General features: G+C 63.2%; 11 protein-coding genes. 7 read left to right on the forward strand and 4 right to left on the reverse strand.

Translation table 11 applies throughout. The features are described 5' to 3' along the window. Nucleotides 1-160: 160 nt before the first annotated feature. Nucleotides 161-595, reverse strand: a complete 435-nt coding sequence (gene merR / locus HV796_RS38180) for a mercury resistance transcriptional regulator MerR (RefSeq protein ID WP_175232999.1) — start codon at nt 593-595, stop codon at nt 161-163. Between the two features lie 71 nt (nt 596-666). On the opposite strand from merR, the gene merT reads away from it, so the two are divergent. From merT to tnpC, 5 genes are all read left to right on the forward strand, one after another. Continuing rightward, nucleotides 667-1,017: a mercuric ion transporter MerT gene (gene merT / locus HV796_RS38185; protein WP_175233000.1), complete on the forward strand. Its 351-nt coding sequence runs from the start codon at nt 667-669 to the stop codon at nt 1,015-1,017. Nucleotides 1,018-1,031: 14 nt separating this feature from the next. Continuing rightward, nucleotides 1,032-1,307, forward strand: coding sequence for a mercury resistance system periplasmic binding protein MerP (merP, locus tag HV796_RS38190; RefSeq protein WP_175233001.1), 276 nt, complete (start codon nt 1,032-1,034; stop codon nt 1,305-1,307). 18 nt (nt 1,308-1,325) lie between these two features. Continuing rightward, nucleotides 1,326-1,478: a MerC family mercury resistance protein gene (locus HV796_RS38195; protein WP_425497111.1), complete on the forward strand. Its 153-nt coding sequence runs from the start codon at nt 1,326-1,328 to the stop codon at nt 1,476-1,478. A 134-nt stretch (nt 1,479-1,612) separates the two neighbouring features. Continuing rightward, a complete protein-coding gene (locus HV796_RS38200; protein ID WP_175233002.1) occupies nt 1,613-4,609 on the forward strand; it encodes a Tn3 family transposase in 2,997 nt (998 codons plus the stop codon). Between the two features lie 6 nt (nt 4,610-4,615). Next, entirely contained in the window at nt 4,616-4,987 is a 372-nt protein-coding gene (gene tnpC, locus HV796_RS38205) for a Tn3 family transposase post-transcriptional regulator TnpC (protein ID WP_175233003.1), read from the forward strand. A 67-nt stretch (nt 4,988-5,054) separates the two neighbouring features. Here tnpC and HV796_RS38210 read toward each other — a convergent pair whose 3' ends face one another. Beyond that, nucleotides 5,055-6,032: a site-specific integrase gene (locus tag HV796_RS38210; protein WP_246356296.1), complete on the reverse strand. Its 978-nt coding sequence runs from the start codon at nt 6,030-6,032 to the stop codon at nt 5,055-5,057. Between the two features lie 110 nt (nt 6,033-6,142). Between HV796_RS38210 and HV796_RS38215 the strand changes: the two genes are divergently transcribed. Further along, entirely contained in the window at nt 6,143-8,569 is a 2,427-nt protein-coding gene (locus tag HV796_RS38215; protein ID WP_175233004.1) for a TOTE conflict system archaeo-eukaryotic primase domain-containing protein, read from the forward strand. 57 nt (nt 8,570-8,626) lie between these two features. Here the strand turns inward: HV796_RS38215 and vapC are convergent, their stop codons facing one another. Both vapC and HV796_RS44710 read right to left on the reverse strand, forming a co-directional pair. After that, complete coding sequence (gene vapC / locus HV796_RS38220) at nt 8,627-9,067, reverse strand: type II toxin-antitoxin system VapC family toxin (protein ID WP_337588045.1); 441 nt, start codon at nt 9,065-9,067, stop codon at nt 8,627-8,629. Next, a complete protein-coding gene (locus HV796_RS44710) occupies nt 9,028-9,432 on the reverse strand; it encodes a type II toxin-antitoxin system VapB family antitoxin (protein ID WP_246356297.1) in 405 nt (134 codons plus the stop codon). The genes vapC and HV796_RS44710 overlap by 40 nt, the downstream gene beginning before the upstream one ends. Before the next feature lie 78 nt (nt 9,433-9,510). Between HV796_RS44710 and HV796_RS38230 the strand changes: the two genes are divergently transcribed. Further along, nucleotides 9,511-10,305 (forward strand): DNA-binding protein (locus tag HV796_RS38230; RefSeq protein ID WP_175233005.1); only part of this gene is annotated, 795 nt, incomplete at its 3' end.

Consider the following 10,305-nt stretch of genomic DNA (forward strand, 5'->3'; position numbering starts at 1 on the left):
GCGCAGGCTTCGCGGTACAGCTCGCGAGTATCGGTGCCGCGAGCGCGCAGCGCGGCGATGTCGGCCAGCAGGGCCGGCTCATCGTTCGGTGAGACGGGTGGGGTCGTCATGGGGTGCCCTCAATAAACGGACTTTTGCGTACGTTAAGGTCGAATGCCCCTTACACCGCGCCGGCGTCCCGCGATTCTTCACCTCGCTGCAATGAGGCAATCAGCGGACATGACACGTTGCCCCTACGCGAGTGGCACGCGCACACTAGTTGAGTCAACACGTTCTCCATGCGCTGGAGATCGGCGAGCTTGTCCTGTATGTCCCGCAGCTTGTGCTCCGCGACGCTGCTCGCCTCACCACAATGCGTCCCATCCTCCAGTTTCAGCAGGTCCGCGATTTCGTCGAGGCTGAAGCCGAGCCGCTGCGCCGATTTGACGAACCGCACCCGCGTGACGTCCGTTGCGCCGTAGCGGCGAATGCTGCCGTATGGCTTCTCCGGCTCGAGCAGCAGGCCCTTGCGCTGATAGAACCGGATCGTCTCCACATTGACCCCGGCGGCCTTCGCGAAGGCGCCAATGGTCAGGCTTTCGCTACCGTTTTCCATACCGCTTGACTCCGTACATAGGTACGGAAGTAAGGTTACGCTACTCAGTGGATATTCGGAAGGGCAAGCGTATGGCGGAACAGCAGAAAGGGCGCGGCGCACTTGCCGTCGGCGGACTGGCCGCGATCCTCGCGTCGACTTGCTGTCTCGGGCCGCTGGTGCTCGTCGCGCTGGGCGTGAGCGGCGCCTGGATCGGTAACCTGACTTTGCTCGAACCCTACCGGCCGGTTTTCATCGGCGCCGCGCTGGTGGCGCTGTTCTTCGCCGGACGGCGCATCTTCCGGCCGGCCGCAGCGTGCGTGCCCGGCGAGGTGTGCGCGACTCCACAGGTGCGCGGCGCGTACAAGCTCATCTTCTGGATCGTGGTCGCGTTGGTGCTGGTCGCGCTCGGTTTCCCCTACGTACTGCCTCTGTTCTATTGAACCTGGAGTTCATCATGAAAAAGCTACTTGCTGCGCTCGTGGTCGCCGTCCTCGCGGTCCCGGTCTGGGCAGCGACGCAGACGGTCACGCTGTCTGTGCCAGGCATGACGTGCGCCGCCTGCCCGATCACGGTCAAACACGCGCTGTCCCAAGTTGCCGGCGTCGAAAAAACGGATGTGCGTTTCGAACAGAGGGAAGCCATCGTAACGTTCGACGACGGCAAGACCAATGTCCAGGCGTTGACCAGGGCCACTGCGGACGCGGGCTATCCGTCGTCGGTCAAGCACTGAAGTTACGGAGGTACTGCAATGTCATTCGTCACGCGCCTGGCCGATAAGGCCGGTCTGCTTGGCAGCATCGTGTCGGCGATGGGCTGTGCGAGCTGCTTTCCCGCGATCGCCAGTCTGGGCGCCACCATTGGTCTGGGCTTCCTGAGCCAGTATGAAGGTTTGTTGGGGTAGCGGCAAGGTAAGCGTAAATTCCTATCATAAGCTTTGGGGTTATATAAACGCGCGGAATCATTTCGAATTGACCTGGTAACGACCGGATTTTCTTCGGCTAATCTGAGCGGCCCGCTGCGATCAGGACGACTCGCATGGCCACCATCGAACGTACTGCCTATCCGCGTTTTCCCAAGGTCCTTGCCACGCGGGACCTGCAAGCCTGCTACACACCCCTGCCCGATGAACTGGAATGGGCGCGGCGGTCGTCCCGGGGCGAGCGCCCCCGGCTGGGTCTGCTGGTGCTCCTGAAAGTCTTCCAGCAGATGCATCATTTCCCGTCGCTCGACAGCATCCCGGTGGCGGTCGTCGAACACGTGCGCGCGGTGGCAAATATCGGTCCCGCAGTACGCTTCGGATATGACACGCAGGTATCGCCGACGCTGTTCCGGCATTACGCCGCAGTGCGCGAGCACCTCGGTGTCAAGCCGTACTACGGCACCGACGCGGGCACGATTGCGACGCGCGCCGCACATACGGCTGCGCTGTCCATGGACCAGCCGGTCGACATCATCAATGCCACGATCGATGAACTGATCGCGCAGGATATCGAACTACCGGCTTTCTCGACGCTGGACCGCATTACCGAGCAGATCCATGCAAAGACCCAGGCGCGGCTTTTCCGGCGGGTCGCACGACGCCTGACCGATGAACAGAAGAACAATCTGGACCGTCTGCTGGCCCGCGACCTGTCGAGCCGGCAGACCGACTACAACCGCATCAAGCGCCACGCGAGGCAGCCATCGCGGCAGCATTTGGACCTGCTGATTGACCAGATTGCCTGGCTCGACGAGATCGGCGACTTCACCATTGCGCTCGCCGGCGTCCCGGCATCAAAGCTGCGCTCACTGGCCATGCAGGCGATGTCACTCGACGCGTCCGCCCTCCGGAAAGACACCCTTCCCGAGAAACGCTACACATTGATCGTGGCGCTGCTTAATCGCATGCGCGTGCGTGCCCGCGACGATCTCGCCGACATGTTCGTGCGACGTATGGGTGCGATCCACAAGCGCGCGAGCGACGAACTGGAGATCGTTCAGCGCAGGCAGCGTGACAAGGTCGAGGATCTCGTGGTCCTGCTCGATGGCGTCGTCGACATTCTTTCTGACGAGTCCGACGAGAGGACGATTGCGCAGTCCATCCGAAAGTGGCTTGCACCGAAAGGCGACCTCGAACCGCTGCGTGAGAGCTGTGCCGAGATCCGTGCATTCAGCGGCCGCAATCACCTGCCGCTGCTCTGGAAGTATTTCCGGGCGCACCGTTCGGTCCTCATGCGTCTCGCCCGCACGCTCGAATGGGATTCCACGAGCCAGGTACGCACGCTACTCGATGCGCTCGGTGTTGTACTGGAGAACGAAACGTTACACCGCGAATGGATCGATGCCGATGTGGACCTGAGTTTCGCAGCGGCGCGCTGGCGCAAGCTTGTGCGGCGCTCCCACGGTGAAGGGGCGCCGACCAACCGGCGCTATCTTGAGCTGTGCGTGTTCTCGTACATGGCGGAGGAACTGCGCGTCGGCGACCTGTGCGTGTCCGGGTCTGATGCCTACGCCGACTATCGCGACCACCTGCTGCCGTGGCGACAGTGTGAGCAGCAGTTGCCCGACTACTGCGCGAAGGTCGGCCTGCCGGAAACGGGCAGCGAATTCGTTGCCCAACTGCGGCAGTGGTTGACCGACGCGGCGCGCAAGCTTGACGACGAGTATCCGCGCAAGCGCGAACATGTCACGATCGACCAGAAAGGCGAGCCGATCCTGCGCAAGACCATTGCCCGGGAAATTCCGGCCAGTGCGATCGCCTTGCAGGAGCGGATCAATGCGCGTCTGCCGACCCGCAATGTGCTCGACATTCTCGCGAACATCGAACACTGGACGCATTTTACCCGGCACTTCGGACCGTTGTCCGGGATCGATCCGCAGATACGCAAGGCGGCCGAGCGGTATTTGCTGACGATTTTCGCGATGGGCTGCAACCTGGGTCCGACCCAGGCGGCACGCCATCTCGATACCGACGTGACGGCGCACATGCTGTCATTCGTGAACCGTCGGCATATGAATCTGGACAGGCTCGAGGCCGCGCAGCGCGAGTTGATCGAGCTATACCTGCGGCTCGATCTGCCAAAGCACTGGGGCGACGGCAAGACGGTAGCGGCCGACGGCACGCAGTACGACTTCTACGACAACAACCTGCTGGCCGGCTATCACTTCCGCTACCGGAAAATGGGTGCGGTCGCCTACCGCCATGTCGCCGACAACTATATCGCGGTATTCCGGCATTTCATCCCGCCGGGCGTCTGGGAAGCGATCTATGTAATCGAAGGGCTGCTCAAGGCCGGCCTGTCCGTCAAGGCCGACACCGTGCATGCGGATACGCAGGGACAATCGGCCGCCGTGTTTGCGTTCACCCATCTGCTCGGCATCAAGCTGATGCCCAGAATCCGCAACTGGAAAGATCTCGTGTTGTACCGCCCGCACAGCGACGCGAAGTACAGGCATATCGACAGGCTTTTCACGGCGACCATCGACTGGGTGCTGATCGAACGGCACTGGCAGGAGCTCATGCAGGTGGCGGTGTCGATCCAGGCGGGCACGATCTCTTCGCCGTTGCTGCTGCGCCGCCTTGGGTCCGAGAGCCGCAAGAACCGCCTGTATCTCGCTGCACGCGAACTCGGCAACGTCGTACGCACGGTCTTTCTGCTCGAGTGGATCGGCAGCCGGGAACTGCGCCAGGACGTGACGGCAAACACCAACAAGATCGAGTCGTACAACGGCTTCGCGAAATGGCTGTCGTTCGGCGGCGATGTGATCGCGGAGAATGAGCCGGAAGAGCAGCAAAAACGGCTACGCTACAATGACCTCATCGCATCGGCCGTGATCCTGCAAAACACGGTGGACATGATGCGAGCCCTGCGCGACATGGTGGCCGAGGGCGAGAAGGTCCGCACCGAGGACATTGAATTCGTGAGCCCGTATGCGACGCACAACATTCGCCGCTTCGGGCGCTACCGGCTGCATCTGGAACGTCCGCCCGAAAGCTGGATCAACGATGCCCTGTTTGGCCGGGCGGCCCGGCCTCACGACGAAATGAGGTAACGCTGGATGAGTGCAAGAGCCGCGGTGACCACCACGCCGTACGGTGAAGTTGATGCCGCCGCACTGGAAGGGCTGCAGTCGCGCTATGACACGACGCGGGTGCTCGATGCGGTAGATACGCTCGACGAACTGCGCACGGGCCTTAACGATCCGGAAGGCCTGCGGGACGATCTGCTGCGCCTGCACGGTATGGCGCATGCGCTCGTCAACGGTGCGAGCTTCGCGGCAACAACCCGGGACGCGTCGATTGTCGAACAAATCGAGGATGTGCTCGACCAGATCGATCACTTTGTCGCCGGGCTTTTATCGATCCGTGATGCACTGCGCCCGCTCGAAGCGCTCCGTCATGAAGATATGGCAGGCCCGGATCGCGATTGAGCTGAAAGCGAATCTCCCCCGGTACGTATCCGTCAGAGGAGCGTGGAGTGACGCCCCGATCCAGCAACTATGCTGCAGGCAATGCGATGACGGGTCGTTCCTGCACGGCCGTGCCTGGCGTTGCAAGTGCCGATTCGATGCGGTGTTGCGCGAACGGATCGGCGGCGTCGATGTAGCGCATCGCCGAACGCACGTCTTTCCAGCCCACGTACTGCATCAGCATTTTCAGATCCCAGCCGTTCGAGTTGGCCCACGTTGCGAAGCCCCGCCGTAGCGAATGGCTGCTGTAGCTGTCCGGCGCGGCCAGGCCTGCCGCCTGGAAAAGCGCACGCAACAGCGGCACGAAGCTGCCCGCATGCAGTCCCTCGTCGCTGATGTTTCCCCAGCGGTCAATGCCCCGGAACACGGGCCCCTCCGTCAGGCCGGCCGCCGCAATCCACGCCTCGTAAGCCGTCACCGGACACAGGCGTGAAAGCGCCGGGGCCTTGAAGGTCGTGCCCAGCTGCGCGCGGTCGCCTTTCGTGCGCGGCAGGTACAGTGTCATGCCGCGGCCCGCCTCAACGGCTACGTGCTCGATCCGCAGCCGACTGAGTTCGTCGGAGCGAAAGCCGCGCCAGAAGCCCAGCAGCACCAGGGCCCGGTTGCGAATGCACGCGAGGCGCTCGCGCTCGTCTGCTTCCCTGGCGATCTGCTCATCGAGCCAGGCTGTGAGCTTTTCGAGCTGCGCGAGCTGCATGGGCTTCGCCCGCTTCTCGGTTGCGGGATGCAGCGCAACGATGCCTCTGAGAACCTTGCGTACATGCGGTGCCTTCGTCGGATCCGGAAAACCCTGCGTCTGATGCCATTGCGCGAGCGCTGCAAGCCGCGAGCGCAGGGTATTGATAGACAGGGTTTCTGCGTGATCCGCAAGGTACCGCGCGATCATGTCAGCGCTCGCGGGCAGAAAACCGCCCCATTCAACCTCGAAATGCCGGAGCGACGACTGGTAACTGCGCCTGGTGTTTTCGCGCGTCGCGGCTTCGACGTAGCGATCGATGGCAGACATGGCTCGTGGGTAAAATCAGGTGATCTGTATCGGAGACGATGATATGCAACAACGAACGTGTGCGCCAGCCGGCGTGCTCGATGGGAGCCAGGGTTTCGGCCGGTGAAGCAATGAACGAAGGCAATGTGCTACAGGCAGACTGGGAAAATTCCACGCGCGAGGAACTGCTCGCGGAACTCACCCGCCTGCAGGCCGAAATCGCGCGGCTCACCGCCTTGCTGCCGGCGCAGGCAAAGCCCGTGCGGGTGACCCGGAGCACGCCATCGCCAGCAGTGCGAAGCACGGGCGCCCCCGTACTTTCGCCTGAGCAGAAGGTACAACTTTTCCGGCGGCTGTTTCGCGGCCGCACGGATGTCTATCCGCTACGCTGGGAAAGCCGCAACTCCGGAAAATCCGGCTACGCGCCGGCGTGCGCCAACGAATGGCGCGCCGGGATCTGCGAAAAGCCCCGCATCCGGTGTGCCGACTGCGGGCATCGTGTACTGCTGACGCTGGACGACCAGGTCGTCTATACGCACCTGGCCGGCGATCGCACAGTGGGCCTCTATCCACTAATGCCGGACGGCACCTGCTACCTGCTCGCTGTCGACTTCGACGAGGAAGGCTGGCGTGAAGATGCGCAGGCATTCCGGCAATCCTGCCTCGAGATGGACGTGCCCGTATCGCTCGAAATCTCGCGTTCAGGCAACGGCGCTCACGCGTGGATCTTCTTCTCGTCGGCCGTTGCTGCACGTGACGCGCGACGGATGGGCTCAGCCATCATCAGCCACACCTGTACCCGGACCCGTCAGCTCGAACTGACGTCCTATGACCGGCTCTTCCCGAACCAGGATGTGCTGCCCAAAGGCGGCTTCGGTAACCTCATCGCCCTGCCGCTGCAGAAGCAGCCACGCGAACATGGCTGGAGCGTGTTTGTCGATGACGGCTTTCAGCCGTACGCTGACCAGTGGTCGTATCTCGCGTCCGTGCAAACCATGGACGGCCGGGACATCGAGGGGGTGATCTTTCGCGCCACGGGCGGTGCGCACCCGCTCGACGTCGCGTTCATCTCCGAGGAGGACCAGGCCGAACCGTGGAAGCCAGCACCCGCGCAGCCGAAGCGGCTGGCCGGAACGATGCCGGCGTCGCTCACACTGACGCTCGCGAACCAGCTTTATCTTGAAAAGGCGCAGCTTCCGCAGGCACTGCTCAACCGGCTCATCCGGCTGGCCGCCTTCCAGAATCCGGAGTTCTACCGGGCCCAGGCGCGCGGCTTCAGCGTATGGGACAAGCCACGCATCATTGGGCGCGCCGAGAACTGCCCGCGCCACATTGCATTGCCGCGCGGATGCCTTGACGACGTCATGACGCTACTGCGCGATAACGACATCGCCTGCGACGTCCGCGACGACCGCTGCACCGGCGAGCCGCTTGCAGTTCCGTTTGCCGGCACGTTGCGCGATGACCAGCAAGCGGCCGTCACCGACTTGCTGCGACACGACACCGGCATCCTGCATGCGCCGACGGCGTTCGGCAAGACCGTGACGGCGGCCGCGATGATCGCGCAGCGAGGCGTCAACACGCTCGTGCTTGTGCACCGCCGGGAGCTGCTTGACCAGTGGCGCGAGCGCCTGCAGTCGTTTCTCGCACTCGACGCGCGCGAGATCGGCACGATCGGCGGCGGCAAGTCGAAGGCGACGGGCCGGATCGATGTCGCGATGCTGCAATCCGTGGCACCCGATGGTGCTCGCGGCGAGCTGTTGCGGCGTTACGGCCATGTCATCGTCGATGAATGTCATCACATCTCCGCGGATTCCTTCGAGGCCGTGCTAAAGGGCGTCAATGCACGCTACGTGCTCGGCCTGACGGCGACGCCGGTGCGGCGCGACAGCCAGCAACCGGTGATGTTCATGCTGTGTGGAGCGATCCGGCATGCGGCGAAATCGCCCGCTGGCGCGCCGCAGGTGCTTGAGGTCTTCCCGCAAAGGCTCACCTCCGCAGTGGACGTCGCGGCCGACGCGCCAATCCAGGCGGTGTTCGCTCAGCTCGCGCAGGACACCCCGCGCACGCAGATGATCGCGGCGGCTGTACGTGAACTGTACGGGCAGGGGCGGAACGTGCTGGTTCTCACCGAGCGGACGGACCATCTCGAAAGCCTGCAGCAGATGCTGCAAGACACGGTACAACCGCTGTTCGTGCTGCACGGTCGCCTCGGCCGGAAAGCGCGGGTGGCACAGCTGGCTGCCCTTGACGCGCTGGCCGGTGACACGCCCCGCGTGGTGCTGGCGACTGGCAGGCTCGTAGGTGAAGGCTTCGACCATCCGGCGCTGGACACGCTGGTGCTGGCCATGCCGGTTGCGTGGAGGGGCACGCTGCAGCAGTACGCCGGCCGGCTGCACCGCGAGCATGCGGGCAAGACCGGCGTACGGGTGATCGATTATGTGGATGGCGGCCATCCGGTGTTGCAGCGCATGTGGGAGAAACGCCAGCGCGGCTACCGGGCAATGGGCTATCAGGTCCGCACGCCCGGAGAAGATATCCAGCTCCAGTTGGCCTGAAACCGGTGGTGAATTCGTATTCCGTATCGTTTCTTGCTGTTTGCTGTCACCGGCACGTTAGTCGTCGCGCATTGCAGACTGAAGACCGAGGTGCTCGACGAACGGATCGAAATCCCGGTCGCTGAAGAGCAGCGGCGCACCGTTTTCAATGCACCACGTCGCGATCAGCGTATCGATGGTTTTGCGGATCGTTACGCCCTGCGCTCGCAAGATGCGGTAATTCCGGGCCGCCTGAATGGCGTTATCCGGCCCTACCAGCGAGACGACATCGAATCGCGTCGTCATCAGCTGCCGGGCAGTATTGAACGCCGACTCGGCGGCAAATCCCTGTAGCACCTCGGCGACGATCAGGTCGCCGGTGACCAGCACCTCCCGGCCCAGCAGGGCATCCAGTCGGCTGGCTTGGGGTGAAGCCAGCCCCCGGAAGTAGTCGATCCACACGCTTGAATCGACGAGTATCACTGGTCGCGCCTCATTGCATCCAGGTCGCCTTCCCACGGTAATTTGCCGCGGAACTGGCGAATCTGCTCCTGCTGCTTGAGCCGGATGATCGTTTTCAGGCCAAGCTCGACCGCTTCACGTTTGGTCCGGATGCCCGTTGCGGCAAGCGCTTCGGCCATCAACCGGTCGTCGATCTCGATATTGGTACGCATGGCGCGCCTCGTAAATGTGTATAAAACAATTGAATTATACACATCAAACGCTTGTGGTCCACGCTCCGGGTTGCGACATCCCAATTTGACCAGCAATCCCCCGGAGATCGTCAATTTCCATATTTCGTACCGGTTGTGCGGCGGAACAAGCCGGATTCGGACCGTCACACTGGATAATCCGCCTTTATCGCAGGCCAGTAATGCCCACATCAGGCCGCTCTTGACCGCATGCAGTGATACGTATATACATGGTACGTAATACAGTACGATATTCGAGCGAAGAAGCAGATGGCCCGCACCGGTCTTACACGCATGGACGTAAAGCGCGCCCGCGACGCGTTGCTCGCGCAGGGGCAGCACACATCGATCGACGCGATACGTATCGCGCTCGGCAACACGGGCTCGAAAACCACGATCCACCGGTACCTGAAGGAACTGGAGGAAGATGAGGGCGCCTCACTCACACGCGCCGGGTCGCTCTCGGACGCGATCCAGGATCTGGCGGCCCGGCTCGCGGCCCGCCTGCACGAAGAAGCACAAGCCCTCGTCGAACAGCAGGCCGCCGCTGCGGCCGCGCAGCGCCAGCAGGCGCAGTCCGAAATCGCAAGGCTCGGCGCCGAGCTGGCCACGGCGCGGGAGCTACTCTCTGGCGCGACCGCTGCCCTTTCCGCGGAGCAGGAGGCGCACGCCGGGACTCGCGTGGCACTGCATCAGCGCGACCTGGACGTCGAGCGGCTCACCCAGCAGGTAGGCGACCAGACCGAGCGCCTTGCCGAGCAGGAAGGCTTCCGCCTGTCGCTTGAGGCCAAGCTCGTGCATGCGCGCGATGCCCTTGAGCACTTCCGCACGGCCGCGCGCGAGCAGCGCGAACAGGAAGCGCACCGACATGAGCAGCAGGTCCAGCAGGTGCAGGCTGAGCTACGTCAGGCGAACCAGACGGCCATCGTCCGGCAGAACGAGATCACACAGTTGAACCGGGACAACGCGCGGCTCGTCGCAGAAGCGACGGCCACGACCCGGCTCGCACGCGATCAGCAGGCGCATGGCGAGGCGCTGCAGTCCACCCTCAATCGTGCGCTCACC

Origin of the sequence: Paraburkholderia humisilvae (assembly GCF_902859855.1) — a bacterium.
GTDB lineage: Bacteria > Pseudomonadota > Gammaproteobacteria > Burkholderiales > Burkholderiaceae > Paraburkholderia > Paraburkholderia humisilvae.

Excerpts from the sequence above, each read along its gene's own strand:
- HV796_RS44710 (WP_246356297.1), bottom strand. The coding sequence starts at position 9,432 with ATGTGGGCATTACTGGCCTGCGATAAAGGCGGATTATCCAGTGTGACG.
- HV796_RS38215 (WP_175233004.1), top strand. The coding sequence starts at position 6,143 with ATGAACGAAGGCAATGTGCTACAGGCAGACTGGGAAAATTCCACGCGC.
- HV796_RS38195 (WP_425497111.1), top strand. The coding sequence starts at position 1,326 with ATGTCATTCGTCACGCGCCTGGCCGATAAGGCCGGTCTGCTTGGCAGC.
- HV796_RS38200 (WP_175233002.1), top strand. The coding sequence starts at position 1,613 with ATGGCCACCATCGAACGTACTGCCTATCCGCGTTTTCCCAAGGTCCTT.
- HV796_RS38210 (WP_246356296.1), bottom strand. The coding sequence starts at position 6,032 with ATGTCTGCCATCGATCGCTACGTCGAAGCCGCGACGCGCGAAAACACC.
- merP (WP_175233001.1), top strand. The coding sequence starts at position 1,032 with ATGAAAAAGCTACTTGCTGCGCTCGTGGTCGCCGTCCTCGCGGTCCCG.
- merT (WP_175233000.1), top strand. The coding sequence starts at position 667 with ATGGCGGAACAGCAGAAAGGGCGCGGCGCACTTGCCGTCGGCGGACTG.
- tnpC (WP_175233003.1), top strand. The coding sequence starts at position 4,616 with ATGAGTGCAAGAGCCGCGGTGACCACCACGCCGTACGGTGAAGTTGAT.
- merR (WP_175232999.1), bottom strand. The coding sequence starts at position 595 with ATGGAAAACGGTAGCGAAAGCCTGACCATTGGCGCCTTCGCGAAGGCC.